Source organism: Novosphingobium aquae, from assembly GCF_037572715.1.
GTDB classification, from domain to species: domain Bacteria; phylum Pseudomonadota; class Alphaproteobacteria; order Sphingomonadales; family Sphingomonadaceae; genus Novosphingobium; species Novosphingobium aquae.
Genome location: NZ_JBBHJY010000004.1, coordinates 32,029 through 57,133 on the forward strand (window position 1 = coordinate 32,029; position 25,105 = coordinate 57,133).

Annotated in this window: 23 protein-coding genes and 1 tRNA gene; 12 read left to right on the forward strand and 12 right to left on the reverse strand. The window is 63.9% G+C overall.

Features of this window, described 5'->3' with window-relative positions; translation table 11 throughout:
* Positions 1 to 89: 89 nt before the first annotated feature.
* Positions 90 to 1,241 carry a sulfotransferase family protein gene (locus tag WG900_RS09230; protein ID WP_339966578.1) on the reverse strand — a complete coding sequence of 384 codons (1,152 nt, stop codon included), beginning with the start codon at positions 1,239 to 1,241 and terminating at the stop codon, positions 90 to 92.
* 225 nt (positions 1,242 to 1,466) lie between these two features.
* Between WG900_RS09230 and WG900_RS09235 the strand changes: the two genes are divergently transcribed.
* From WG900_RS09235 to WG900_RS09245, 3 genes are read left to right on the forward strand one after another with little or no spacing between them, the layout of a single operon-like run.
* Positions 1,467 to 2,717 carry an alkyl sulfatase dimerization domain-containing protein gene (locus WG900_RS09235; RefSeq protein ID WP_339966579.1) on the forward strand — a complete coding sequence of 417 codons (1,251 nt, stop codon included), beginning with the start codon at positions 1,467 to 1,469 and terminating at the stop codon, positions 2,715 to 2,717.
* A 36-nt stretch (positions 2,718 to 2,753) separates the two neighbouring features.
* The gene (locus WG900_RS09240; protein ID WP_339966580.1) at positions 2,754 to 4,346 is read left to right on the forward strand and encodes a glycosyl hydrolase family 79 N-terminal domain-containing protein; all 1,593 of its coding nucleotides are present in this window, start codon (positions 2,754 to 2,756) and stop codon (positions 4,344 to 4,346) included.
* A gap of 43 nt (positions 4,347 to 4,389) precedes the next feature.
* Entirely contained in the window at positions 4,390 to 5,307 is a 918-nt protein-coding gene (locus tag WG900_RS09245; protein ID WP_339966582.1) for a helix-turn-helix domain-containing protein, read from the forward strand.
* 34 nt (positions 5,308 to 5,341) lie between these two features.
* Here WG900_RS09245 and WG900_RS09250 read toward each other — a convergent pair whose 3' ends face one another.
* The 3 genes from WG900_RS09250 to WG900_RS09260 are packed head-to-tail and all read right to left on the reverse strand — an operon-like array spanning position 5,342 to position 8,132.
* Entirely contained in the window at positions 5,342 to 6,058 is a 717-nt protein-coding gene (locus WG900_RS09250) for a 3-keto-disaccharide hydrolase (RefSeq protein ID WP_339966583.1), read from the reverse strand.
* Complete coding sequence (locus WG900_RS09255; protein ID WP_339966584.1) at positions 6,055 to 7,416, reverse strand: sensor histidine kinase; 1,362 nt, start codon at positions 7,414 to 7,416, stop codon at positions 6,055 to 6,057. The genes WG900_RS09250 and WG900_RS09255 overlap by 4 nt, the downstream gene beginning before the upstream one ends.
* The gene (locus tag WG900_RS09260; protein WP_339966585.1) at positions 7,413 to 8,132 is read right to left on the reverse strand and encodes a response regulator transcription factor; all 720 of its coding nucleotides are present in this window, start codon (positions 8,130 to 8,132) and stop codon (positions 7,413 to 7,415) included. The genes WG900_RS09255 and WG900_RS09260 overlap by 4 nt, the downstream gene beginning before the upstream one ends.
* A 246-nt stretch (positions 8,133 to 8,378) precedes the next feature.
* Here WG900_RS09260 and WG900_RS09265 point away from each other — a divergent pair, with 246 nt between their 5' ends.
* Genes WG900_RS09265 through WG900_RS09280 form a run of 4 tightly spaced genes read left to right on the forward strand, consistent with a single transcriptional unit; the run spans position 8,379 to position 13,154 of the window.
* On the forward strand, positions 8,379 to 9,629 hold the full coding sequence (locus WG900_RS09265) for a hypothetical protein (protein ID WP_339966587.1): 1,251 nt from the start codon (positions 8,379 to 8,381) through the stop codon (positions 9,627 to 9,629).
* A gap of 5 nt (positions 9,630 to 9,634) precedes the next feature.
* Positions 9,635 to 11,344: a DUF1592 domain-containing protein gene (locus WG900_RS09270; protein WP_339966588.1), complete on the forward strand. Its 1,710-nt coding sequence runs from the start codon at positions 9,635 to 9,637 to the stop codon at positions 11,342 to 11,344.
* Complete coding sequence (locus WG900_RS09275) at positions 11,341 to 12,672, forward strand: DUF1552 domain-containing protein (RefSeq protein WP_339966589.1); 1,332 nt, start codon at positions 11,341 to 11,343, stop codon at positions 12,670 to 12,672. The genes WG900_RS09270 and WG900_RS09275 overlap by 4 nt, the downstream gene beginning before the upstream one ends.
* Positions 12,673 to 12,683: 11 nt before the next feature.
* Positions 12,684 to 13,154 carry a VOC family protein gene (locus WG900_RS09280; RefSeq protein WP_339966590.1) on the forward strand — a complete coding sequence of 157 codons (471 nt, stop codon included), beginning with the start codon at positions 12,684 to 12,686 and terminating at the stop codon, positions 13,152 to 13,154.
* Positions 13,155 to 13,201: 47 nt separating this feature from the next.
* Here the strand turns inward: WG900_RS09280 and WG900_RS09285 are convergent.
* The 3 genes from WG900_RS09285 to WG900_RS09295 form a co-directional block, all read right to left on the reverse strand.
* A tRNA-Leu gene (locus WG900_RS09285) sits at positions 13,202 to 13,286 on the reverse strand.
* A 131-nt stretch (positions 13,287 to 13,417) separates the two neighbouring features.
* Complete coding sequence (locus WG900_RS09290) at positions 13,418 to 13,699, reverse strand: integration host factor subunit beta (RefSeq protein WP_310533081.1); 282 nt, start codon at positions 13,697 to 13,699, stop codon at positions 13,418 to 13,420.
* Between the two features lie 132 nt (positions 13,700 to 13,831).
* Complete coding sequence (locus tag WG900_RS09295) at positions 13,832 to 14,170, reverse strand: GntR family transcriptional regulator (protein ID WP_339966591.1); 339 nt, start codon at positions 14,168 to 14,170, stop codon at positions 13,832 to 13,834.
* A gap of 167 nt (positions 14,171 to 14,337) precedes the next feature.
* Here WG900_RS09295 and WG900_RS09300 point away from each other — a divergent pair, with 167 nt between their 5' ends.
* The 4 genes from WG900_RS09300 to mddA all read left to right on the forward strand — a co-directional run bounded on the left by WG900_RS09300 (position 14,338) and on the right by mddA (position 19,634).
* On the forward strand, positions 14,338 to 15,888 hold the full coding sequence (locus WG900_RS09300; protein ID WP_339966593.1) for a peptide MFS transporter: 1,551 nt from the start codon (positions 14,338 to 14,340) through the stop codon (positions 15,886 to 15,888).
* A gap of 71 nt (positions 15,889 to 15,959) precedes the next feature.
* The gene (locus WG900_RS09305; protein WP_417597405.1) at positions 15,960 to 17,354 is read left to right on the forward strand and encodes an amidohydrolase; all 1,395 of its coding nucleotides are present in this window, start codon (positions 15,960 to 15,962) and stop codon (positions 17,352 to 17,354) included.
* Positions 17,351 to 18,688, forward strand: coding sequence for an amidohydrolase family protein (locus WG900_RS09310; RefSeq protein WP_339966594.1), 1,338 nt, complete (start codon positions 17,351 to 17,353; stop codon positions 18,686 to 18,688). The genes WG900_RS09305 and WG900_RS09310 overlap by 4 nt, the downstream gene beginning before the upstream one ends.
* Before the next feature lie 208 nt (positions 18,689 to 18,896).
* A complete protein-coding gene (mddA, locus tag WG900_RS09315; protein WP_339966596.1) occupies positions 18,897 to 19,634 on the forward strand; it encodes a methanethiol S-methyltransferase in 738 nt (245 codons plus the stop codon).
* 164 nt (positions 19,635 to 19,798) lie between these two features.
* Here mddA and dxs read toward each other — a convergent pair whose 3' ends face one another.
* On the reverse strand, positions 19,799 to 21,721 hold the full coding sequence (gene dxs, locus WG900_RS09320) for a 1-deoxy-D-xylulose-5-phosphate synthase (RefSeq protein WP_339966598.1): 1,923 nt from the start codon (positions 21,719 to 21,721) through the stop codon (positions 19,799 to 19,801).
* Positions 21,722 to 21,786: 65 nt separating this feature from the next.
* Between dxs and WG900_RS09325 the strand changes: the two genes are divergently transcribed.
* The gene (locus WG900_RS09325; protein ID WP_339966599.1) at positions 21,787 to 22,173 is read left to right on the forward strand and encodes a VOC family protein; all 387 of its coding nucleotides are present in this window, start codon (positions 21,787 to 21,789) and stop codon (positions 22,171 to 22,173) included.
* A 4-nt stretch (positions 22,174 to 22,177) separates the two neighbouring features.
* Here WG900_RS09325 and WG900_RS09330 read toward each other — a convergent pair whose 3' ends face one another.
* The 4 genes from WG900_RS09330 to WG900_RS09345 are packed head-to-tail and all read right to left on the reverse strand — an operon-like array spanning position 22,178 to position 25,063.
* Complete coding sequence (locus WG900_RS09330) at positions 22,178 to 23,668, reverse strand: LVIVD repeat-containing protein (protein ID WP_339966600.1); 1,491 nt, start codon at positions 23,666 to 23,668, stop codon at positions 22,178 to 22,180.
* Between the two features lie 33 nt (positions 23,669 to 23,701).
* Positions 23,702 to 24,181 (reverse strand): Fur family transcriptional regulator, encoded by a 480-nt coding sequence (locus WG900_RS09335; RefSeq protein WP_339966601.1) that lies wholly within the window; start codon positions 24,179 to 24,181, stop codon positions 23,702 to 23,704.
* A gap of 20 nt (positions 24,182 to 24,201) precedes the next feature.
* Positions 24,202 to 24,849 carry a peptide-methionine (S)-S-oxide reductase MsrA gene (gene msrA / locus WG900_RS09340; protein ID WP_339966603.1) on the reverse strand — a complete coding sequence of 216 codons (648 nt, stop codon included), beginning with the start codon at positions 24,847 to 24,849 and terminating at the stop codon, positions 24,202 to 24,204.
* Between the two features lie 34 nt (positions 24,850 to 24,883).
* Entirely contained in the window at positions 24,884 to 25,063 is a 180-nt protein-coding gene (locus WG900_RS09345; protein ID WP_339966604.1) for a hypothetical protein, read from the reverse strand.
* Positions 25,064 to 25,105 lie beyond the last annotated feature (42 nt).

Genomic DNA, 25,105 nt, shown 5'->3' on the forward strand with positions numbered 1-25,105 from the left:
CTTCGACCTTACCGATCGGTCGCCGTCGACGAACAGGATGCCGCCGGTCGCCAGCACGACCCTGCCGGTCAGGTCAAACATGCCTGCGCTCATGCTTTCGTTCGTTCGACCGGATGGGCGCGCAGGTAATCCGAGAAATAGGGTTCCATGTCCTGCTTGGTCAGGCCCCATTCCTCAAAGCTGTAGACGTGCTTGCCGTGCTTGTTCTGGGGGTTGTCGGACAGCCAGCCACGCATGGCGCGCTCGCTGGCCTCGGTCCAGTCGTCCCCGAGCCAGGAATAGACCCGCTGCATTTCGGCGAGAGGGTCGGCGATCAGGCTGTCGTAATAGAGGTGGTAGAAATCCTGGGGCCGCTCCTTGCTCACCTCCAGCGGTCGCGAAAGGTGGAGCGCGAACTGCAGCGGGAAATGCCGGCGCATGTAGTCCGCCCCGGCATCGACTTCGGAAAACGGCCGCGAGGCGCCGCGCATGCCGAATGCCGATGCCGCCGCCGCATAGGGATCGCGGTGCGTCCAGATCACCCGAGCATCGGGAAAGGTCTTGAAGATCTGCCGCACGAACAGCGAATCCGACGGCATCTTGAGCACCCAGCGGCCGGGATTGGTCGACTGCATGATCTGCATTGCGCGTTTGCGGTGCTCGAAGGCGCTGGCCATGTCGGTGAACAACAGCCAGTCATGGTAGGTCGGCGTAGTGGTGACGACTGCCAGCATCAGCGAGCGGAAATCCTGTGCCAGCAGATGAACACATTCGGTCGGGCTGTCCCCGGGTTCGAAGTGCGCCGCCGCCACTTTCGCCGCAGCCTTGAGAATCATCTCGTCCTTGGCGACTTCGGCCAGACAGCGCGGATCGGTGCGCAGTGCCCCGGGCGCGGCCGGCGGTGCCAGGTTATAGGCTTCCCAGCGCAGCATCGTGCGGTTCGCCGGGTCTGATTCCATCAGGTAGCTGACCATGGTCGTGCCGGTGCGCGGCATGCCGAGGATGAACACGGGCCGCTCGATCGGCTGGCTGGCAAGTTCGGGATGGCGGCGGTGATAGTCATCCACCACCATCCGCTCGGCAAGGCAATCGACGTAGCGATTGCGGACGCTGGCCCAGCCGCGCTCGGTCAAACGTTGCTGGTTTGCATGATCCTTGAGGAGGATCTCGAGACCTTCACGCCAGGAATCGCAATCCGGGTCGGGCAGTCCGCCGGTCTTTGCCCTTGCGCCTTCGACCACTTGTTGAAACGTCAGTGACATCCGCTTTCCCATCGTTCGAACTGGTATTTGCGCGGGTTTCACCATCCCGGCCGCCAAGGGGCAAGCCGCTGGACTGTCGCAAGGCCGACAAATTGTTTTGAATCGGCCCCAATCGAAGGGCATGTGGGCGCGCAGGTCCTGCCGCGCTTGCGCCAGTCCCGCTTGAGCAGCTTTATGGCAGGACATTTCCAGCGGCCATGCCCGCGAAGGAAAAGGGTGAGCAGGATGGGCGGAAAAGAGCAGGACCTATCGGATCGCAATCTGCGCGCCGCACAGATGGTCAAGTCAGGACAGGGCCAGGCCGAAGCAATCTCGCGGGGAGCCGGCATCTGGGAATGCCGCGGGGTGGGCAACAGCTATCTGGTCACCACCGGCGGCGATAGCGTACTGGTCAATGCGGGCACCCTGGCCGATGCCAAGCGGGGCAAGGACTTGTTCGCCAAGGTATCGACCTCGCCGATTGCCCGGATCGTGCTGACCCAGAGCCACGCCAATCAGTACGGCGGGCTTGAAGTCTACAAGACGCCGCAGAACGAAGTCATCGCGCACAAACTCTATCCGCAGGAACGCCAGATCAGCGAAATGCTCTCGCAGCATTATCGCCGCGGCTCGCGCCGGATATTTGGCGGGATCACCGGTCGCACCGAAGACATGGTGCCTACTGCCGAGGTCGGGCCAGACCGGCTGATCGGCGACGAAGGCTTGAAATTTGCCGTCGGAGGGCGCGAATTCGAGGTTATCTGGACACCGGGGGGCGAAACGCGCTCGGCCGTGATCGTCTGGCTGCCGGCTGACCGGATTGCCATTGTCGGCAACCTGTTCGGGCCGCTCTTCGGCAATCACCCCAATCTCAACACGCTGCGCGGCGACAAGCCGCGATCAGCGATGGAGTTCGTCGCTTCCGTCCGAGCCTTGCGCGCATTGCGACCGGTGCAGATCCTTACCGGCCACGAAGACATTCGCGGCGAAGCGCACATCGCGGACATCACCGCCCGCATCGCGGATGCCGTCGAGTGGATGCATGACGAAACGGTCAAGGGCATGAATGCCGGCACCGACCTGCAAACCATGATGCACGAAATCCGCATGCCGGAAGCTCTGACCCTCACCGAGGAATACGGAAAGCTATCATGGAATATCCGCGCCATCTGGCACGAATATTCCGGCTGGTTCGATCCAGCGCGCGGCACCAACGAGCTCTACGGCGTCCCTGTTGAAAGCGTGGGACCTGCGATTGTCGAACTTGTCGGCGGCGCTGCCCCGATGATTGCAAAGGCCCGTGAATTCGTGAAACTGGGCCAGCCACTGGAAGCGCTGCACCTGCTCCGGCTCGCAGCTGCGGATGGTGCAAATGATGTCGAAGTCCGGCGAGCGACGCGCGACGCGCTGATCATGCTTGACCACCACACCGGCGGCCAAAACCTGTGGGAGCGGCGCTGGATCAGTTCGCAGATTGCGGCATTGGCCTTGGACTGACGGCATTTTGGAAGTCCTGCAACATTGGAGAAGTTGATGCGCAAGAGCTTGCTGACGTTCGGTCTGGCCGCCTCTACGCTGGCCACGCTGGCAGTCCCGCTTGGCGGCGCAAACGCCGATGCAGGACACCCTCGCGTCCGCAAAATCCAGCCGACGGCGCTGCCGCAGATCGGACAGGTGGCTGAGCGCTACCAGTCATACAACGTCGAATCCGTCGAGGTGACGGGCGGCAACTTCTGGGCCCCCTACCCAAAGGCTGGCGAGGCGCCGCCCAAGCCTGCCGTCGGTCCGCACGGCACCGAGTTCGCCACCGACGCTTACCAGAAGCGCGAACCGATCGACCTGCGCAACCGCAGGCTGCGCGTGCTGGCAAAGGGTCTGGCACCATCGTACATGCGAGTAAGCGGCAGCTGGGCGAACGCCATCCATTTTCAGGACGACGATGCGGCACCTCGGCCAGCGCCCGCTGGCTACCAAGGCGTGCTGACCCGCAAGCAATGGGCGGGCGTGATCGAATTTGGAAAGGCGGTGGACGCTAGGGTGCTTACCTCTTTCGCCGTGAGCGATGGTGCCCGCAGCAAGGATGGCGCGTGGAATCCCGAAGGCGCCCGCCGATTGTTTGATTTCACCCGTTCGATCGGTGGCCGTATCGATGCGGTGGAACTGATGAACGAGCCGAACGTGCGGCCAAAGCCTTATGCTCCAGCCGACTTCGCCAGGGACCACAGGGCGTTACGCACCCTCTTGCGCGATGTTTCGCCCTCCACCCTTCTGGTAGGGCCTGGCTCGACCGGAGAGGCGGGGTTCAAGTTATTCGCCAACCTGCCCGAACAGATGAGCACAATGCGCCTGCTCAGCGCCATGGAGCCATCGACCTTCGATGTCTTTTCGCACCACTTTTATGGAGCCGTGTCCGAGCGCTGCAAGTCACTTGGCGAACGCAGGGGCACGGATGTCACTACAAGCGAGGCTGACGCTCTGACCGAATCGTGGCTTGCGAGGGCCGACCAGGCACAGTCTTTTTACCGCAATGTTCGCGAAAAGGTCGCGCCGGGTGCACCGATCTGGATTACCGAGATGGCACAAACCGCTTGCGGCGGCGATCGTTGGTCTTCCACCTTTGTCGATACGTTCCGCTATGTCGATCAATTGGGACGCCTTGCCAAACAGGATGTTTCGATCGTGTTTCACAACACGCTGGCGGCTAGCGACTATGCCTTGATCGACGACCGCACCTGGCTTCCAAGGCCCAATTACTGGGCCGCTCTGCTGTGGCGCCGCACGATGGGCACCAAGGTTCTGGACGCCGGGACCAACCAAGGGACGCTTCATGTCTATGCCCATTGCCAACGCGGCGTGAGCGGCGGCGTCACCGTTGTCGCGATAAACCTCGACCAAGGCGTTCCTGCCGCGTTGGAGCTAGGCGGCCCGGTTCGCCGCTTCACCTTGACGGCGGCAGGGGATGCCAACGAGGCGGCGGCGCTCAATGGCAGGCGGTTAGCCCTGGTGGGCGGCAAGGCGCTTCCCCGGCTCGTACCGGTCATGGAGCGGCGGGGCTTGATCAACCTCCCGCCGGCGAGCATCTCCTTCATGGAAATGCCAAGAGCCGGTAATACCGGCTGCCAGTAACCCGCCGCGGCCCGGTAGTTCGCAGCGTGATGGAGGTATCGCGATGGAATTAATGCGCGACATCACCGATGCCCCGAAGGAGGGCCGGAGTACAGATCCGGCCCGCAACCTTGTCGTGGCAGCCGAAGTCCAGCTGTCTATCGCCCATGTGTTCATCGCGGAGTTGAACCACAAAGCGCCGGAGAAGTTCAAATTCCGGCGCGACAAGGTCTTCTGGGTCGATCTGTGTCTGACACCAAGACGGCCGAATTCGTCTGCTCGCTTCGTCGATCACTGGAGCCCGGCGCGGACCATAGAGATGGGTTCGCTGATTGCCATTCCGCCACGCATGCGCACGGAACTGAACAGCGCGGGTGGACGCCACGCGTCGCTGATCTGCCAGATGCAGGCCTCGGCGGTGGAGAAGTGGCTTCCCGAAGACTTCACCTGGACCGAACGCCGGCTTGAGGCATCGCTCAATATCGCCAGCGACACCATCCGGCCGCTGATGCTCAGGTTCAATCATGAACTGCGCAATCCCGGTCCCGGCTCGCTTGAGCTATGCGAATCGCTGGCCTCTATTCTTGCCATAGAACTGGCGCGCTATTTCGCAGCTGCCAGCTCGACCGATGAAAAAGGTGGTCTCGCCTCGTGGCGGATGCGCTTGATCGATGATCGGATTGCCGACCGGTCGCAACCATTTCCATCCGTGGGCGAACTGGCGAAGCTTTGCCGGCTATCATCACGCCAGCTCGGCCGCGCCTTCAAGGCCAGCCGGGGGAGCTCAATCAGCGACTTCCTCACGCAGACGCGGATCGAGGCGGCCAAGCGCAAGCTCTACTCAGATACCTGCATCGCCGACATTTCGAGCATTCTGGGTTTTTCATCGCAGTCCAGCTTCACCGCCGCTTTTCGCCGTTCCACCGGCACCACGCCCGACCAGTTCCGCAAGCGTATCCGGGCGGGCAGCCCATCCCGTTAGGTCATCCGGTTAGCGACCTGCCTCGATGCAGGAGTCACTCCAGAGGCTTTAGCCGCAAGTTGCGGAACTGGATCGTGCCGCGTTCGGATTCAAGGCCGATCCGCCCCGGCAGGTCAACCAGACTGGCGCCTTCGTTCACCTGTTGACCGTTGACGAAGACCTTGATCGTCTTGCCGCTGACCACGGCCTCAAGGCTGTTCCACTCGCCCGCAGGACGTTCGGCATCGGCCAGCTTCAGATGCCGGCGGATATGCCCTCCGGGTCCGAGTTCAAGCGTGCCGAATGGCTTGAAACTGCGCGCAGGATCGGTCTTGAGCAGGGACTCGCTATAACCCATCACCCAGAGGTCTCCGGTGTTCCCCGGCTGTACCTGGAACATGTAGAACCGCGCCTGCTCGCCGTGGACCATGTCCCACACGAAAGGCGGCCGGATACGCAGGAACAGCCCGCTGTCATCGCGCGGCCCCGGCTCCGGCCAGCGGAATTCAGCCTTGAGATGGTAATTGAGATAGTCGCGCCGTGTCATCAGGGCGCCGTGCATGCGGGGCCTGATCTCGATGATCCCGCCCGGCAGCACCCGCGCGAAATCGGCGATGCGTCCCTTGCCCCCGGCATTGTATTCCTTCTCCTCAAGGAAAAAGGTCCAGCCGCTGAAATCGCGGCCATTGAACAGTTCGACTTCGCGCGCAGGCCGGGCATGAACCGGGATCGCCGCGACCAGAGCCGCGCAGGCAAAAATGGATTTTTTCAATGACTTTCCTCCAGTTTCGCCGGCCCGCTATGGGGCAGCACTACCCGGGCTAGCAGACCGCCTTGCGGCGCATTTTCGATCGTCAGAGTGCCGGCGTGTGCCACGGCAATCGACCGCGCAATCGACAGGCCGAGGCCTATTCCCCCCGTGTCGCGATTGCGCGAGGGTTCGGCGCGGAAAAACGGTTCGAAGGCGCGCTCCAGATCCTCAGGCGGCATTCCGGGACCATTGTCGAGGATTTCGACGGTCGCCGATGCCTCGTCACAGATCACGCGGACCGAGACTTTTGAGGCAAATTTGAAGGCATTGTCGATCAGGTTGGTGAACAGGCGGCGGAGCATGACCACGTCGCCAGCCACTCTTGCCTCGACCGCCTCTATCGCGATGTCGCGGCCAAGATCGCTGTTGTCGTGGACAAGGCTCTGGAGCAGCGAGGTCAGGTCGATGGTCTCGATCGCCAGCACCTTGCCGTCGTTCTCGACGTAATCGAGGATCGAACTGATCAGGCGGTCAAGCTGGGACACGTCTGATTCCGCCCCGGCCCGGATCGCCTCCGGCGCACCGGCAATGCGAAAACGCAGGTTGTTGAGCGGGGTGCGCAGGTCATGGGCAATCGCGCCGACCAGCGTCGTGCGCTCGCGCGTGAAGGCAGCGATGCGGGACTGCATCTCGTTCAGCGCGACTGCTGCGACGCGGGTCTCGTTCGGGCCGATTACCGGCACCGGGAACTGCTGCTGGCCATCGCGCACCCGGCTCGCGGCCTGGGCAAAGGCGCGCACCGGCCGGGCAATGCGGGTCGAAAACCACATGCTGAACGGCAGGATGATCAGCCCGCCGATCCACGGGCTCGCCCGCAGCAGGGTCCAGACGTCGACGAAGCCGTTGCCGCTTGCCCGGGTGTAGGTCCGCCAGTGACCATCCGGTTGCCGAACGCCGGCAGCGATAGTGCCGGTAATGGTCGGACTGGCCCGGCCGTCGCGGTCATAGGCGTCGAGTTGCCGCTCGACATAGGTGAAGTACCGCGTCGACCGATTGCCGAGATAGACGCGCACGTCGGTGGGCGGCTGGCCGATTTCTTCGGCGAGGGCCCGGGAAATCCGCCGTTCGACATCGGTAGATGGCGCGGCGGGCTCCTGCGCGCTGGTTACCGTGAACTCGCTGTCCAGGCCGCCGCGCGCCGTGTCCTCGCCCTTTATCACCCGGCCAAGATCGTAGATCGACAGCGGTGCGAGGCGCGGCGGTGCGGCAAATTCCACGGTGAGGATACTGACCGCCGTCAACAACGCGATCACGCTGAACGCGAAGCCGATCATATAGGCCTGCATCGAGTTCAACCAGATGCGTGCCCGAGCGATCATGGCCGGATCACCACCGGCGCAAACAGATAGCCTTCGCCGCGCACCGTGCGAATGGCATCGCCGTCAAGACACTGGGCGAGCTTGCGGCGCAGACGGCTGACTTGGACGTCCACCGCCCGGTCAAACGCGTCCGAGTTTTCCCCTCGCGCCAGTTCGAGCAACTGGTCGCGGCTGAGGATCTGGCCGGGGTTCTCCACGAAGGCGAGCAGCAGTTCGAACTCACCCTCTGACAGGCTGACGACAATTCCCGCCCGGTCGCGCAGAACCCGGCGGACCGGATCGAAGGTCCAGCCATCGAAGGCATAGCCGGTTCCCTGCGGCCTTACGCCGCGCTCGCCCTGATAGCGGCGCTGGACGGCCCTGATCCGCGCCAGCAGTTCACGCGGAGCAGCCGGCTTGGGCAGGTAATCGTCCGCGCCGCATTCAAGGCCGTTCACCCGGTCGGCCTCACTTCCCCGGGCCGATAGCATGATCACGCCGACATCGCTGAATTCACGCAGTTCGCGGGCGAGCGCAAAGCCGTCTTCGCCCGGCAGCATGACGTCCAGCAGGACGATGGCAATGTCGTGCTCGCTCAGGATGCGGCGCATGGCGGGGCCATCCCCGGCGGCATGAACGCGGTAACCATTGGCCGACAGGAAATCCGCTACCACCGCCCGCACGGAGGGGTCGTCATCAACGACGAGGATCGATGGTCCTGCGGGTTTGTCTTGCATTGCGGCGTCCACGATGTCCGAAGGCTACACCCTTTGCCAACGGAAAGTGTTTCTGGCGTGAAATGTGCCCCGCCCCACCCCGCCGCGCCGGAGCTACGCGGACGGGCCGAAACGCGGTTTGTTGCTGCAGCGAAATACGGATAACGCGGTGCCGGGTTATATCCTTGTCTGAAAGCGTCCCGCGGCGGCAAACTGCCGGGTTCGCCATACTGGAATGACAACTGGGAGAGCGCTGTGTCGAATCACGTGGCTGGCCGAATACGCGGAAAGGTCTGGCTTGTCGCCATGGCCGGCACCTGCCTGCTGGCCCCGGCGATTCTTGCTGCCACCCTTCCGGCGAAGGAAGTTGTGCCCGCGGCCACCGCAGTGCCAGCCATGACTCCGGAGCTTGAGGAGGAGATCGTCAGGGGCGGACAGGCAGGCTTCGTCGCCACCGAATTTGCCTATGCGCTGGGCCCCGATGCCAAGGATTCGACCGCCTGCCCAGCTGGTATGACCGGCGGCGCCCGCGCGCTGATCGAAGGCTTGCGCAAGCGCCCTGAAGGGCAACGCCGCGAGGGAGAAACGCCCCAGGCTTTCGAACGCCGCCTCAGCCAGACAATAAACACTGCGCCCGATGGTCGCAACCTCTGCCTGAACCCCGAGGCGGGCTTGCCTGATCCGAACTGGCGCATGGTGACGGGGTCCAACATCAAGGTCGGTGGCATCGACCTCGACGAGGGCGGAAAGCCGGCTGGGAGCTGCGGGCAGAAGGACTTCCCCGGCACCGATGGCAAGCCCGGGGTCGACAACCAGTTCTACCGCGTGGTGGGCTGCATGACCGGCTTCCAGTCGAGCGGTGCAGCCAACGGTTTCCAGACGGAAATGCTCACCGGATCGTGGGGCATCCTGATCGCGCTGGGCAAGGTCGACAGCCTCACCAACGATCCCGACATCGAAGTGACCATTTCCGCCAACGCCGATCCGGTCCAGTTGAGCGCAGATCGCAAGCCGCTTGCTTTCGCCACCTATGCCGTCGATCGCGATCCCCGGTACCGAGCGGTTACGCGCGGGCGGATCGTCGGCGGCGTCCTCACCATCGATCCGGCGGACGTGCGGCTGCACAATGTCGTCAATGGAGCCTATACCGACCGCGTCCTGCGCGACGCCCGCCTGCGACTGGTGGTCAATCCCGACGGTAGTCTGGAAGGGCATCTGGCGGGGTTCACCCCGGTCGATGCCATGTACGACGTGCAGTTCGGCGCGCGGTCCGCAAGGACTGCGAAGGGAGACCTTGCGCCCGAGCGTGCCCGGCTGAACACCTCGATGGGCCGCGCCGGCGCGCTCGGCTATTCGTGCCATGGGGCCTATCATGCCCTGCGGCAGGCGGCTGACGGCCATCCCGATGCCACTGGACGCTGCACGTCGATTTCCACGCAGTACCGCATCAGGCTGATCCCGGCCTTCGTGGTCCAGACTCAGACCCAGAGCATCAATGCTCCTCTAGCTGTCCGGTGATACAGATGTCCCGATTGATCACACGACTGTCTACACTGGCCGCGGGCGCAGGCCTCTGCCTTGCGCTGGTCGGTGCGGGGACAAGCGCCGCACGCCTTGAAGCCCAGACCGACGCCAGCGCGCCAGCCATGGTCGAACCCGCTGCGACGAGCGGTGCCCCCGCACTGCGCCGGCTGACCGAATCGCAATACCGCGCGACAATCGCCGATGTCTTTGCCTCCGACGTGCCGATTGCCGGACGGTTCGAACGCGGCCTGCGCGAACAGGGCCTGATTGCCATCGGCACCAGCATGGGTGGAATGTCGCCCTTCAGCTTCGAACAGTATGACATTTCCGCGCGAAGCATCGCCGCTGACGTCACCAGCGAAAAGCGCCGCGCACAGTTCGTGCCGTGCAAGCCCAAGGCGGAAAATGCGTTCGATGCCGCCTGCGCGACGAAGTTCATCGACAGCTATGGCCTGAAGCTTTTCCGGCGGCCGCTAACCCGTGACGAACAGGCCCGCTTCCTTGCCGTGGCCAAGGCAGCGCAGGTGCGGCTGGGCGGGTTCCACCAGGGGCTGGAATTCGCCCTCGTCGGCATGTTGCAGTCGCCGCATTTCCTGATGCGGATGGAGCGGATGGAAAAGGACCCGGCGCGGGCCGGCGCATGGCGGCTCGACGCATGGTCGCGCGCCGCCCGGCTCAGCTACTTCCTGACCAATTCCACGCCCGACGATGAGCTGCTGCGCGCTGCCGGTGCCGGCGATCTCGACCGGCCCGGCGGCTTGCAGCAGCAGGTCGACCGCCTGCTCGCCTCGCCGCGTGTCGAAGCCGCCGTGCGCGCGTTCTTCTGGGACATGCTCCAATTCGACGGGTTCAATGACCTGTTCAAGGACCCGTCCATCTACCCCGCCTACAATTCAAACGTGGCCCGCGATGCCCAGGAACAGACCCTGCGCACGATCGTCTCGCACCTCGTCACCGATTCGGGCGATTACCGTGACCTTTTCACCACGCGAAAGACCTGGCTGACCCGGCCGCTAGGCGTGATTTACCGCGTGCCGGTGGCGACCCGCAACGGCTGGGAGCAGGCGGAGTATTCCGCCGCCAGCCAGCGTTCGGGCATCCTCACCGACATCTCCATGCTGGCGCTGCATTCGCACCCGGGCCGGTCATCTGCCACGCTGCGCGGCAAGTCCCTGCGCGAGATCCTGCTTTGCCAGAAGGTGCCCGATCCGCCAGCGAACGTGAACTTCACCGCCGTCGATCAGGTCACGCGCCCCGGCTCGACCGCGCGCATGCGGCTGGCCGAGCATAATGCGAATCCGGTCTGCGCCGGTTGCCACAAGCTGACCGACCCCATCGGATTGACGCTGGAAAGCTTCGACGGCGCGGGCACTTTCCGCGCCAAGGAGAACGGCGTTGCGCTTGACCTCAGCGGCTCGCTTAGCGGCACCAAGTTCACCGGTGCGCAGGGTCTGGGCAAGGCCTTTCAAGAGAACCCGGCGACACCAACCTGTCTGGTCGACAAGCTCTACCGTTCAGCCATCGGCCGCGCGACCAGCGATGGCGAAGCGCCGTACCTCGACTATCTGGGCGCGAAGTTCGCCGCCAACGGCTACCGCCTGCCCGCCCTGATGCGCGCTATTGCGCTCAGCCGGACATTCTATGCCGTCACCCCGCCGCCGGCCGTGGCTGACGGCAAGAAAAGCACCAAAAAGGAAGGCAGTTCATGACCAGACTTTCCCGCCGCACGATCCTTCGCGGAGCCGTCAAGGGCGCGGCCGTTGGCGTGTCGCTACCCTTTCTCGACATCTTCCTTGGCAGCAATGGTCAGGCCCTCGCGGCGACCGGGGAACGACTGCCGCTGCGCTTCGGCACGTGGATCTGGGGTTGCGGCTTCATCCCGGAACGTTGGATCCCGGCCACCGAGGGGAGCAATTTCGTCCTGCCGCCCGATCTTGAGCCGCTCGCCGCCTATCGCAATCAAATGGCGATTTTCTCCGGCTATGACGTCAAGCTCGACGGCGTGGCGAACAAGCCGCACCAGACCGGCAACTTCGGCCTGCGCACCGGTATCCCGGTTCCCGGCGAAACGGCAGCCGCGCCGACGATCGACGTGCTGATCGGCGAACAGATCGGCAAGGGATCGCGCTTCCGGTCAATCGAACTGAGCGCATCGGGGATCGAGCGTTCCTATTCGTTCCGCGGTGCCGGTTCGCCCAATCCCAGCGAAACCTCGCCGCTGATGCTGTATCAGCGGATCTTCGGCGAAGGCTTTCAGGATCCCAGTAAGTCGGGCTTCGCTGCCGATCCGCGCACGATGGTGCGCCAGAGCGTGCTGTCTGCCGTGACCGAGGACCGGCAGAAGCTGGTGAAGGCACTGGGCGCTTCCGACCGGCACCGGCTCGATGAATACTTCACCTCGGTGCGCCAGCTCGAACAACAGCTCGAACTGCAGCTGCAACCCCCGGCCCGGATCGAAAACTTCCAGATGCCGGCAGCCCCGCCCAAAACGGTAATCGATGCCGAGATCGACAATGTCATGGCCAACCACAAGCTGATGGCGGGCCTGCTGGCGAATGCGCTCGCCTGCAACCAGACACAGGTGTTCAACATGCTGTTCTCCGACACGGCATCGAACCTGCGCCGCTCAGCCTCATCGGACACGCACCACACGCTCACGCACGAAGAGCCGGTCAACCCTAAACTTGGCTATCAGGAAAACGTCGCCTTTTTCGCGGCCAAGTCGATGGTCGCCTTCCGCGACTTCATCGACGCCCTCGCCGCGATCAAGGAGGGCGATGGCACGCTGCTCGACAACACGCTGCTGTTCGCCCACTCTGATTGCTCGATCGCCAAGAGCCACGCAGTGGAAGGCATTCCGATGATGGTTGTGGGCAAGGCGCAGGGACGCATCCGCACCGGCTTCCACAAGGCCGGGCTCGCCGATCCGGCCTCGCGCGTCGGCCTCAGCATCCAGCAGGCGATGGGCGTGCAGGTCGAGAAATGGGGCGTGAAGTCCATGGAGACGAACCGGACGATCACCGAGCTCGTCGCCTGAAAGGAATCCCGATGAAGTTTTCGCCCCTGCTCGCAGTCCTGCTGGGATTCTCCGCCATCTTGCCGGGGAGCGTGGCCGCGCAAACTCCTGCACCAGCAGCTGCACCGCAGATCGCCGGGCCAGTGCTGATGGTCACTGACCTGGAACGTTCGATCAGATTCTATACCGAAGGACTGGGCCTTCAGGTCGCGTCCCGCCTCCCCGGCAAGCCGGGTCCGGGGGCGGTCCTGACCACACCGGGAGCGGCGCGGACGCCCTTCATCCTTTTGCGCCAGCGCAGTCCCGATGTCCGCTTGGTGCCGCCGCTGGCGCTCGGTGACGGTCTCAGCCGGATCATGATCAGGACGCCAGACGCCGCGCAGGCCGCCGCCCGCCTGAAGGACGCTGGTTACTCCGTGCCGGACACAGAGGGCAAACTGATCTTCTTTGTCTCCGATCCCGATGGCTACCGGTACGAAATCATGCAGGTGCCGGCAAAGTGACGACGCGGGATCATATCCCGGATTGAGGTGCGGCGATCGGGGCTGGTTGGTGCGGACGGTGGGACTCGAACCCACACGATCAAGGATCAGGGGATTTTAAGTCCCCGGCGTCTACCATTCCGCCACGTCCGCGCTTGTCCGCCTTACGGCAGGGCGGAAGCGGTATCCACCCCCTACAACGACATCGGCCCGCTTCCCAGCAAAGGGAAGCGGGCCGGTGTTGCATGGCAGTCAACCGATGGGACTGCCCAGCTGAACTGCCGTCAGGTCACGTTGAGGCGCGCGCGCATTTCCTTGCCGGGCTTGAAGTACGGAACTTTCTTGCCCGGAACGCTGACCGATTCGCCGGTGCGCGGGTTGCGGCCGGTGCGGGCTTCGCGTTCGCGGGTGGAGAACGCGCCAAAGCCGCGCAGTTCAACACGGCCGCCCTGGGCGAGCCGTTCGCTGATCTCGTCAAAGAAGATATCGACCACACGCTCGACTTCCTCGGCGCGCAATTCGGGGTTTTCCTTGGCAAGGGCGAGTAGAAGTTCGGAACGGATCATGGTCACTCCCATTGCCGCACTTGCGGCCTTATCCTGTCCCAGGTTGCGACCCCCTCCCCTAGAGGACCTGAAAAACGTAGCTGCACTCTGCCAGAAAGATCAGAAGTGTGCAATTGCCTGAATCGCGTAAAATCAGACCCCTGCGAGCAGATCTGCCGGTTCCAGCCCCAACATCCGCATCCGCGCGGCGATGACCGGCCATTCCTTCGTCACGAAAGTGGTGCGTTCGGCCTGACGAAGCTGCTCCGCCGCGCCCTTGGCAACATACATGCCCACCCCGCGCTGGACTTCGACCAGGCCTTCAAGCTGGAACAGCTGATAGGCCTTGGCCACGGTCAGCGGGTTGGCGCCCTTCTCTGCCGCAAAGGCACGGACCGAGGGGAGCATTGCGCCTTCGGGATAGGTGCCATCGATGATCGCGGCGGCAATCAGGTCGCGAAGCTTGAGGTAGACCGGCTGGCTCTGTTTCATAGGTGCATCAGTGCCATAATACAGCGCTTCACGCAAGCGCGGCGGCAGCAAGGGATGTGGTTTCTTTGGCAATTAGTTTCTTCCCCTCGGCCATTTTCGCGCTAGGGTGCCCGCTTTGGCGCAGGCATGAAACGATGCCGCGCGGGGCTGTGAGTGAGGAGTATTGAATGAAGGACATGGCACTGTGGAATGAAGGGGACTGGATCGCGGCGATCGCCGTGGTTGTCCTCGGCATATTCCTGGCGATCGGGGCAAAGGTTGCGATCCAGAAGGAGCCTGAGTTCGCCGGCCACCCCAAGGGCCTGTACATGCTGTTCTTCGCCGAGATGTGGGAACGCTTTTCCTACTACGGCATGCGCGCCCTGCTCATCTTCTACCTCACCCAGCACTGGCTATTCTCCGACAGCAAGTCGAACCTGATCTACGGTGCCTATACCAGCCTGGTCTATATCACCCCGGTACTCGGCGGCTATCTGGCTGATCGCTATCTTGGCCAGCGCAAGGCCGTGCTGTTCGGAGGCTTGCTGCTCGCGGCCGGACACAGCCTGATGGCAGTGGAAGGCGTTGGCGGACAGAACGATCCGACGATCAACGTGTTCTGGGCGGCCCTCGCGTTCATCATTGTCGGCTCGGGCTTCCTCAAGGCCAACATCTCGGTGATGGTCGGCGAGCTGTACAAGCTGACCGACGTGCGCCGCGACGGCGCCTATACCATCTTCTACATGGGCATTAACGTCGGCGCCGCTATCGGCACCATCCTCGTCGGTTATCTTGGCCAGACGATCGGCTGGGGCTGGGGTTTCGGCCTTGCCGGCATCGGCATGCTTGCCGGCCTCGTCGTCTTCGTGCTCGGCAAGCGGGCGCTGAACGGCGCAGGCGAAGCGCCGGTCGTGCTGACGAAAAGCAAGGAATGGCTGATCTACGGCATCGGCCTGGGGTCTGTCGCGGTGATCTGGGCGCTGGTCCAGTATCAGGACGTCATCCAGACGCTGCTGATCGTCGCGGGTGTCTCGCTGCTCGGCTACGTTCTGTACGAAAGCTTCAAGCTGCCCAAGGAAGCACGCGAGCGCATGTTCGCGATCCTCTTCCTGATCTCGCTCAACCCCCTGTTCTGGGGCCTGTTCGAGCAGGCGGGCGGATCGATGAACCTGTTCACTGACCGCTTCGTTGACCGCGGCGACGTGCCGGCGGCGATCTTCCAGTCGATCAACCCGATCTACATCATCCTGCTGGCCCCGCTGTTTGCCGGCCTGTGGGTATGGCTGGGCAAGCGCGGCAAGGAGCCTTCGGCTCCGGCAAAGTTCGGCCTGGCGCTGGCGCAGATGGGCCTTGCCAACCTGGCGCTGGTCTGGGGGGCGGAAGCCTTTGGCATTGCCGCGATGACGCCGGTCATCTTCATCTTCCTCTATTACCTGCTCGCCACCACCGCAGAGCTCTGCCTCTCCCCCGTCGGCCTCAGCGCCATGAACCGTCTGGCGCCAAAGTTCCTAGCATCGCTGATCATGGGCGCTTGGTTCTACATGACCGCGGTCGGCAATTTCGTCGCCGGCAAGATCGGCGAGGCCACCGGCGGCCATGGCGGCGAAATGAGCAAGGAAAAGCTGCTCGAAGTCTATGAGATGTTCGGCTGGATCTCGATCGGTGCTGCCGCCGTTGTCCTGCTGCTGTCACCGATCGTGAAGCGATGGATGCATCTCGACACGCTGGAAGACCGCTAGACCAAAACCTGATGCGCGGACCCTGAGACAATCGGGGTCCGCGCTTTCTGACACGACAAAGGGGCACAACCGTGCGTTTGAACCTATCGTTTGGCGCGGCAGCGCTGGCCTTGATCCTTGCGGCTCCCGTTAGCGGAGCCAAGGACAAGGAAAAGAAGTCCACGCCCTCGCCAGCGGCCAGCTTCGACAAGAACCCCTATCCTTCGACCTATCGTCCCTATGCCGGCACCCCGACGCTGATCGTCGGGGCCACGGTGTTCGACGGCGAGGGCCACCGGTTCGACAATGCCAGCGTGGAATTCCGCGACGGCAGGATGGTGGCGATCCACAAGGGCAAGATCGAAGCCGGCGCAGGCGTGCAGGTGATCGACGGCACCGGCAAGTTCGTGACCCCCGGCATCATCGACATTCACAGCCACCTTGGCGACTATCCAAGCCCCGGCATTCAGGGGCTATCGGATGGCAATGAAGCCACCGCGCCGACCACGGCAGAGGTCTGGGCCGAACATTCGGTCTGGCCGCAGGACCCCGGCTTCAGCCGCGCACTGGCCAATGGCGGCGTGACCTCGCTACAGATCCTGCCCGGTTCGGCGAACCTGATGGGCGGCCGGTCAGTGACGCTGAAGAACGTCTATTCGCGCACCATGCAGGGGATGAAGTTTCCCAATGCGCCTTATGGCTTCAAGATGGCCTGCGGCGAGAATCCGAAGCGCGTCTACGGCGAAAAGGGCCGCATGCCCTCGACCCGCATGGGCAACCTGGCGGTCAACCGCGCGACCTGGATCAAGGCGCAGGACTATCGCCGCAAGCGCGATTCCGGAAAACTGGAAAGCCGCGACCTTGCCATGGAGACGCTCGCGGGCGTGCTCGACGGCGAGATCCTCATCCAGAACCACTGCTACCGCGCCGATGAAATGGCCGTGGTCCTCGATATGGCCAAGGAGTTCGGTTACAAGGTCACCGCCTTCCACCACGCGGTGGAAAGTTACAAGATCGGCGACCTGCTCAAGGCGGACGGCGTATGCAGCGCGGTCTGGGCGGACTGGTGGGGCTTCAAAATGGAAGCCTATGATGCGATCCCGGAAAACGCCGCCCTGCTCTACAAGGCCGGCGCCTGCGTAGTGATCCACTCCGACGATGAAAACGGCATCCAGCGGCTCAACCAGGAAGCCGCCAAGGTGCAGGGTGATGCAAAACGTGCCGGGATTGCCATCACCGATGAGGAAGTGATCCGCTGGCTGACGCTCAACCCGGCGACCGCAATGGGCATCGACAAGCAGACCGGCAGCCTTGCCGCCGGCAAGATGGCCGATGTCGTGCTGTGGAATGCCCACCCGCTGAGCACCTATGCACACCCTGACAAGGTATGGATCGATGGCGCGCTGATGTTCGACGCCGCCGATCCCAAACGCCGACCGGTCAGCGATTTCGAACTTGGCCAGCCCGGTGAAGGAGACGTGAAATGAGCGCCCGCGTAACGGCACTCGCAGCCACGGCGCTGCTCTCGCTCGCCGCTGCACCGGCGCTCGCGCAGTCGGTCGCAGTGACCAATGCCACGCTGGTTATCGGCGATGGCTCGGCCCCGATCCGCGGCGGCACCGTGATCGTCTCGGGTGGCAAGGTGGTCAGCGCCGGCATCGGCGTTGCGGTTCCGGCGGGGATGCGCACGATCGATGCGGGCGGCAAGTTCGTCACCCCCGGGATTGTCGTCGCCGTCACCGACCTCGGCCTTGTCGATGTTGAGTCGGACGATACCAGCAACGACACCGGATCGAGCCGCGCGCCGTTCGGTGCAGCGCTCGACTATTCGGCGGCGATCAATCCGTCGGCCCAGCCGATCGCGATCAGCCGCGCTGCCGGCGTGACCCGCGCGGCCGTGATCGGCGGCGCGACCAATTCGATCTTTGCCGGACAAGGCGCGGTCATCGATCTGGGTGCGGACAGCGACCCCGTGGTGCAATCGCGCGCCTTCCAGTTCGTCGAACTGGGTGAGGACGGCGGGCGCATCGCCGGGGGCAGCCGCGTGGCCGCCCATGCCGTGCTGCGCAACGCGCTGGCCGAAGCGCGCGACCTTGCCCGCCGCCATGGGCCGAACGTGGCCGCCGCCGACATGCGGCTGGCGACTGCCACTCCCGAGCGGCCCGGCGATACTGTGCTGAACCGCTTTGACGCTGCCGCGCTGGTGCCGGTGGTCAACGGATTGCAGCCGCTTTACGTCCGCGCCGAACGCGCCGCCGACATCCGCGCCGCGCTGGCGCTGAAGGCCGATTTCCCGCTGCTCAAGCTGGTCATCGTCGGCGCGACCGAGGGCTGGCAGGTTGCCGGTGAACTCGCCCAGGCCCGCGTGCCGGTGATCGCCAAGCCGCTCAGCGACCTGCCGAGCGACTTCGAACACCTGGCCGCCACCCAGTCCAACGTCGGCCGCATGTCCGCCGCCGGGGTCCGCGTCTCGCTTGGTGCCTTTGCCGACCAGCCGCGCCACGCGACGCAATACGCCGGCAATTTGGTGGGCCTGACCCGCGTACCGCGCGCGTCCGGCCTCACATGGGACAAGGCGATCGCCTCGATCACCTCCGGCCCGGCAGACGCCATCGGCATGGGTGACAAGTTCGGCAGCCTGAAAGCCGGCCGGGCCGGTGATCTGGTGATCTGGGACGGCGACCCGCTGGAAATGACCAGCGGCGTGGTTTCGGTTTTCATCGACGGTGTCGAACAACCACTGGAAAACCACCAGACCCGCCTGCGCAACCGCTACATGCAGCCGCAGGAAGGCGCATTGCCCAAGGCTTATGACTGGTAGAAAGACGGGGAATACCAGTTCCGGTCTCATTGAATGTCTGGTCTTGGCGATCCATTTGGCGGGGGGTGAATGTAAGCAACGTCGTGGGAAACCGACATTCACTTTGCTGGCGCAGCCTACCACCGTGGCGAAATGGTAGCCTTAATGGACTCCCGGCGAGTTCAAGATCATGATATCCCCTTCGAACTGCTGATGGGGAGAGACGCCAATGGCCCGTTCCGCATATATGCTCATCGCCGCACTATGCTATTTCGCATTTCTCGCAGCGTTCCTCTATTTGATCGGCTTCGTCGCGGGATTGCCGGCGCTACCGACCCATGTCGACAAGGGGATGGTGGCGGCACCGGTCGTTGCCGCACTGATTGATCTCGGTCTCATCGCGCTGTTCGGGTTGCAGCACTCGATCATGGCGCGTCCGGGCTTTAAGGCCGGTTGGACCAAGATAATCCCTGCGCCAATCGAACGCAGCGTTTACTGCTTTGCCGCCGCAGCAGTGCTCGCGGTGCTCTTTGCGTTCTGGCATCCGATTGGGGGCACGGTGTGGAATGTGACCAATTCAGCGGGCCGCATGGTCCTGTGGGTGCTGTTCTTCGCCGGTTGGGGGGTCGTGTTCATCAGCACTTGGCTGATTAGCCACTTCGAACTGTTCGGGCTGGCGCAGGTTTGGCGCAACTGGCGTGGAAAGGTTGCTGCGCCGCCCAAGCTGACGCAACCGCTGTTCTACAAGCTGGTTCGCCATCCGCTCTATTCGGGCTTCATCCTGGCATTCTGGGCGACCCCGACCATGTCGCTTGGGCATATGCTGCTCGCAGCGGGCATGACCGCTTATGTCCTCATCGCCATCCGCTACGAGGAGCGCGATCTGGTCGCGCATTTCGGCCACGATTACGAAGATTACCGCACGCGGGTGGGGATGTTGATTCCCGGCATGGGGCGCAAGAGCTAAATCTGATCGCCGGTGCCGGTCTGGCTACCTGCGCGCGGCTCCAAGACCAGGTGCTCCCAATTGACCGCAATGTTCCCGATTCCGGAACGGCAGCTTATGACGGAAAGCGGACACTCCGGCCACGGCGTAAACTGTCTTCGCGTTTAGGCCCGGAAGGCTGATGATCAGGCCCGAACCTCGCCCACCCCGGCGTCATTCCAGCGCAGCGCTTTCAGCACAGTCTCGACGATGTGCGGCGCGTTGAGGCCGGCGGCATCATACTGCTTTTCGGGCGAATCGTGGTCCTGGAACACGTCCGGCAGGCGCAGGGTGCGGATCTTGAGGCCGCTGTCGGTGATGCCCTCGTCGCTGGCCATGGTGAGCACGTGGGCGCCGAGGCCGCCGATCGAGCCTTCCTCCACCGTGACCACGACTTCGTGCGTCGCCATCAGCTTGCGGATCAGCTCTTCGTCGAGCGGCTTGGCAAAACGCAGGTCGGCGACCGTGGTCGACAGGCCCTTGGCCTCGAGCTGGTCCGCCGCCTTCAGGCTTTCCGCCAGACGCGTACCGAGCGAGAGCAGCGCGATCTTGGTGCCGTGGCGCACAATGCGGCCCTTGCCGATTTCCAGCCGCTGCGGAATTTCGGGAAGCGGCACGCCGACGCCGTTGCCGCGCGGATAGCGGAAGGCGATCGGCCCATCGTCGTAAAGCGCGGCGGTGTGCGTCATGTGCACCAGCTCCGCCTCGTCCGCCGCCGCCATGACGACAAAATTGGGCAAGGTGGCAAGGTAGGTGATGTCGAACGAACCAGCGTGCGTTGCGCCGTCGGCACCGACCAGCCCCGCGCGGTCGATGGCAAAGCGCACCGGCAGGTTCTGGATCGCCACGTCATGGACGACCTGATCGTAGGCGCGCTGCAGGAAGGTCGAATAGATCGCCGCGAACGGCCGCATCCCCTGCGCGGCGAGGCCGGCAGCGAAGGTCACCGCGTGCTGTTCGGCAATGCCGACGTCGAAGTAACGTTCGGGGAACGCGGTCTCGAACTTGTCGAGCCCGGTGCCGCTCGGCATGGCGGCGGTGATTGCGCAGATCGTGCTGTCGCGCGTCGCCTCTGCAAGCAGGGCGTTTGCGAAGACGCCGGTGTAGCTCGGCGGGCCGCTCGCGCTTTTCACCTGTTCACCGGTGATCACGTCGAACTTCTGGACGCCGTGGTACTTGTCCGAAGCAGCCTCGGCCGGGCCATAGCCCTTGCCCTTCTGCGTCACGACATGGATCAGGCACGGGCCTTCCGCCGCATCGCGCACGTTCTCAAGGATCGGCACCAGCTGTTCGAGGTTATGCCCGTCGATCGGGCCGACGTAATACATGCCCAGTTCTTCGAACAAGGTGCCGCCGGTCAGCCAGCCGCGGGTGAATTCGTCAGTCTTGCGCGCCGCCTTGTGCAGCGGTTCCGGCAGCTTGCGCGAGATGCGCCGGGCAATGTCGCGCACCTTGAGGAAGGGCTGCGATGATACGAGCCGTGCGAGGTAGGCCGACAGCCCGCCCACCGGCGGCGCGATCGACATATCGTTATCGTTGAGGATCACGACCAGCCGGTTGCCCGCCTGCTTGGCGTTGTTCATCGCCTCATAGGCCATGCCCGCGCTCATCGCGCCGTCACCGATCACCGCGATACCGCGCCCCGGCGTGCCGGCCAGCTTGTTCGCCACGGCAAAACCCAGCGCCGCCGAGATCGAGGTGGAGCTATGCGCCGTGCCGAACGGATCGTATTCGCTTTCGCTCCGCTTGGTGAAGCCCGAAAGCCCGCCGCCCTGCCGGATCGTGCGGATGCGGTCACGCCGGCCAGTGAGGATCTTGTGCGGATAGGCCTGATGGCCAACGTCCCAGATCAGCCGGTCATCGGGCGTATTGAACACGTAATGGATCGCCACGGTCAGTTCGACCACGCCAAGGCCCGAGCCGAGGTGCCCGCCGGTCTGGCCGACGGCAGAGATCATTTCCGCGCGCAATTCATCGGCCAATTGTCGCAATTGGGCGGGATCGAGCTTGCGAAGTTCGTCGGGCGTACCGACATTGTCGAGAAGCGGTGTGGCCGGATTGGCAGTCATGCGCTTGGCCTTACAACCATATTCAGGCAGTGTCGATTGACTGCCGTACCCAAGGATTCCCCAAAATGACGATCCCCGCCTCCTCTGCCCCGCTGTGCTTTGTGCTGACCGCCGACCGCGCCCGCGCCAAGCCGTTCTACACCGATGTGCTGGGCCTGAAGCTGCTGGGCGAGGATGATCACGCGGTCACGTTCGACCTTGGCAACCGCACCCCGATGCGGCTGACCGACCTGCCCGGCCACCAGCCCAGCGGCCACACCGTGCTCGGCTGGCATGTTTCCGACATCCGCGCGGTGATGCGCGACCTGAGCGCCAAGGGCGTAACCTTCCACGTGTTCGAAGGCTTCAACCAGGACGCAGATGGCGTGTGGCAGGCCCCCGGCGGCGGCGCGAAGATCTGCTGGTTCTCCGACCCCGATGGCAACGGCCTCAGCCTGACCCAGTTCGGTTGAGGCTCTAAAGCCCCAGCCGCTTCGACACAGCGGGATCGAAGCGCAGCACCCTGAACCCGCCGCTGTCCGAAACGAACAGCAAGCGCCGCGCCGCGTCCCAATGCCCCACCCCGGCATGGACCGGCACGCCGTGGTTGAAATAGGCAACTTCGGTGGGCTTTGCCGGATCGCGGATGTCATAGATCCGCAGGCCAGCCTCGCCGAAATTGATCGCCGCGAACCGCGCCTGCATCGGGTTGTCGATCAGGTGATAGGCCAGCCACGGATCGCGGCCCGATGCCTTGCGCGCGGCGCAGTGTTCGGGCTGGTTGATGGCGATCTGCGCCATCGAGACGTTGCGGGCGGCTGCGGGATCGGTGACGTCAGTGATAATCGCCTCGAACCCCCAGCCCAGCGCTGTCGGGCGCGGGAAGGGCCGGCAGGTGTCGCCGCGTTCGGGCTGGCCCATGATGCCGCTCGTCCCACCCTCGTTCGAATGAATCACATATTCGCGCCCGCCGGAGCGGAACCAGTCGAGCCCGTGGCCCGGCCCCGGCGCTTCGCCGATCACGCGAATTGGCTGCGCCTTGAGATCGACGATCCGCACTTTCGGCTCGGGCGCCCAGAGCGCGCTGGTCCCGCCGGCTTGATCGCCAACATACATGCGGCTGTCATCGGCATTGAAATCCAGCGAGTGCGAGAATTGCGGCCAGAGCATCGAGCTTTGCAGCGGACTGCCACCCATCGCATAGTTCGCGCCGCGCGGGGCCGGCCGGGTGGCATCGTCGCACAGGCTGCGCTTTGCCTTGTTGGCCTGGCGGTGCACTTCCTGCCAAGGTCCGGGAACCTGCTCGGCAATCTCGCAGCGGCGGTCGATGATCTTCCAGTTCGCCGGCGTGCCCAGGTCCGAAATGTCGACCTCCCACACGCCGAACGAGGAATAGATTCGCGTTCCCGCGCGGTTGAGCCGGATGTCGTGCGGCAGGTTCTTGCGCGAGACGCCGGGGACGGTCGTATCGGGCCACTTGATCTCACCCAGCACGCGCGGCTTAAGGCAGTCGCGGATGTCGATCACCGTGCTGCCCGACACCATCACCGCGCGCTCGCTGGTCACCACAAGGCGCAGCGATTCCGAACCGTTGTGCACCGGGATAGTCTCACCCACGACGCGAGGGCGAGCGGGCTTGCTGGTATCGATCACCGAGATACGGCTTTCATCTGGCGTTCCGCCTGCCCCCCGGGTCCGCACATAGACGCAGGTGCCGGTCCCCGCGACGCTGCCGGTCAGCGGCAATTCGGCGATCTGGCGGATGCCGCAATTCCAGGCGGGCTTTTGCCCCGCAGGCACTTCGCCCTGAACACCCGGTTCGGGCAAGTCACCCTTGGCGCAAGTTGCAGGTGAGCGGCCCGACGGGGTCGAAGGTTCAGCGGCGTGAGCGCTGGTGGCCAGACTAGCCAGGGCCAGCGCGGATAGAGGAACGATCAACTGGGCAGACAGGACTCGCAGGTTCGACATGATCGCTCTCCCAACGATCTCATGCCGCGCAGCCTATTGATTCTCACCCTCCTTGCAATCGGCGCAGATGCCGCGCACTTCGACCACCGGGCGAATATCGGCAAAACCCGCAGATTTCGCGGCTTCTACCAGTGCATCGGTGAGGCGATCATCGTCGTTATGCACGGCGCGGCCGCACGAATCGCAGATCAGGAAGATGCAGTCGTGCCGGCAGCCCGGGTGGCTGTTGGCCACATAGGCATTGGCGCTCTCCACCCGGCGGGCGAGGTTGGTGCGCACGAACAGGTCAAGGATGCGATAGACCGAGTTCGCCGCCACGCGCTTGCCGCGTAGTTTCGAAACGTCCTCGGCCACGTCATAGGCAGACGCCGGCTTGTCACGCTGGGCCAGTGCGGCGAAAACATCGGCGCGCATTTCGGTCCATTGTTCGCCGGCGGCCTGCAACGCGGATTGCGCAGCCCCGGCAAGATCCTCGCCGTGATGCTCGTCGTGATGGTGATGGTGGCCGCTCATGCCGCCTATATAGGGAGCAATCAGCCCCGGGTGAAGCTCGCCTTGTACAGCGCCGGGAAAAGCCGCTTAAGCGCGGCGATCTTGGGCACATCCCAATAGGTGATATAGGGATGCTGCGGGTTCTTCGCGGCGAAATCCTGATGCTCGCCCTCGGCGGCGAAGAAGCCGCGATGGGCCTCGATCTTCGTGACGATCGGCGCGCGCCACAGCCGTGAGGCCTTCATCTGCGCGAGATAGGCGCTGGCGGTCGCCTGCTGCTCGGGCCCGAGCGGGACGAGCGCCGAGCGGTACTGCGTGCCTACGTCAGGTCCCTGCCGGTTAAGCTGGGTGGGGTCGGTGATGACCGAGAAGAACACTTGCAAAAGCTGGTCATAGCGCACCTGCGCGGGATCATAAGTTACGCGCACGGCTTCGGCGTGATTGGTGACGCCGCTCGAAACGTTGTCATAAGTTGCGCTGCGCTTGTCACCGCCGTGATAGCCGGACACAACGCTGGTCACGCCCTTCATGTGGCTGAACACGGCTTCGGCGCCCCAGAAACAGCCGCCAGCGAAAACCGCAGTCTTGAGACCGGCGGGTTCGCTGGCTTTGCGCGCGGGAACTGGGGCGTTGACCGAGGCTTCGCGCGCAGGCGCGGCGGTGCCTTGCTGGCAAGCGGAAAGGGTCAACGATAGGGAAAGAAGCGCGGCGAGGCGCCTCACGTCATCGTGCCGGAGCGGCTACGGCCGAAGGCACCATGCCGCCGGAAGGCTGATCCGCATCCATCGTCATGAACAGCACCGCACACCCGGCGAGAAAGCCGATGCCGAACGAGCGGAGGAGGTCTGCCTTGAGGAACGACATGAAACGGTTCGCCTGCGTAGAATTGCGTGCCCGCTGCATGTGCGAACACGGCTTGCCAAGAAGTGAACAATCGAGTCGCGC

Bases quoted from the DNA above. Each gene is read 5' to 3' on its own strand.
- mddA (WP_339966596.1), top strand. From the start codon at position 18,897: ATGGCCCGTTCCGCATATATGCTCATCGCCGCACTATGCTATTTCGCA.
- dxs (WP_339966598.1), bottom strand. From the start codon at position 21,721: ATGACTGCCAATCCGGCCACACCGCTTCTCGACAATGTCGGTACGCCC.
- WG900_RS09300 (WP_339966593.1), top strand. From the start codon at position 14,338: ATGAAGGACATGGCACTGTGGAATGAAGGGGACTGGATCGCGGCGATC.
- WG900_RS09240 (WP_339966580.1), top strand. From the start codon at position 2,754: ATGCGCAAGAGCTTGCTGACGTTCGGTCTGGCCGCCTCTACGCTGGCC.
- WG900_RS09335 (WP_339966601.1), bottom strand. From the start codon at position 24,181: ATGAGCGGCCACCATCACCATCACGACGAGCATCACGGCGAGGATCTT.
- WG900_RS09295 (WP_339966591.1), bottom strand. From the start codon at position 14,170: ATGAAACAGAGCCAGCCGGTCTACCTCAAGCTTCGCGACCTGATTGCC.
- WG900_RS09235 (WP_339966579.1), top strand. From the start codon at position 1,467: ATGGGCGGAAAAGAGCAGGACCTATCGGATCGCAATCTGCGCGCCGCA.
- WG900_RS09330 (WP_339966600.1), bottom strand. From the start codon at position 23,668: ATGTCGAACCTGCGAGTCCTGTCTGCCCAGTTGATCGTTCCTCTATCC.
- WG900_RS09245 (WP_339966582.1), top strand. From the start codon at position 4,390: ATGGAATTAATGCGCGACATCACCGATGCCCCGAAGGAGGGCCGGAGT.
- WG900_RS09280 (WP_339966590.1), top strand. From the start codon at position 12,684: ATGAAGTTTTCGCCCCTGCTCGCAGTCCTGCTGGGATTCTCCGCCATC.
- WG900_RS09290 (WP_310533081.1), bottom strand. From the start codon at position 13,699: ATGATCCGTTCCGAACTTCTACTCGCCCTTGCCAAGGAAAACCCCGAA.
- WG900_RS09270 (WP_339966588.1), top strand. From the start codon at position 9,635: ATGTCCCGATTGATCACACGACTGTCTACACTGGCCGCGGGCGCAGGC.
- WG900_RS09310 (WP_339966594.1), top strand. From the start codon at position 17,351: ATGAGCGCCCGCGTAACGGCACTCGCAGCCACGGCGCTGCTCTCGCTC.
- WG900_RS09260 (WP_339966585.1), bottom strand. From the start codon at position 8,132: ATGCAAGACAAACCCGCAGGACCATCGATCCTCGTCGTTGATGACGAC.
- WG900_RS09230 (WP_339966578.1), bottom strand. From the start codon at position 1,241: ATGTCACTGACGTTTCAACAAGTGGTCGAAGGCGCAAGGGCAAAGACC.
- WG900_RS09325 (WP_339966599.1), top strand. From the start codon at position 21,787: ATGACGATCCCCGCCTCCTCTGCCCCGCTGTGCTTTGTGCTGACCGCC.
- WG900_RS09345 (WP_339966604.1), bottom strand. From the start codon at position 25,063: ATGCAGCGGGCACGCAATTCTACGCAGGCGAACCGTTTCATGTCGTTC.
- WG900_RS09275 (WP_339966589.1), top strand. From the start codon at position 11,341: ATGACCAGACTTTCCCGCCGCACGATCCTTCGCGGAGCCGTCAAGGGC.
- WG900_RS09255 (WP_339966584.1), bottom strand. From the start codon at position 7,416: ATGATCGCTCGGGCACGCATCTGGTTGAACTCGATGCAGGCCTATATG.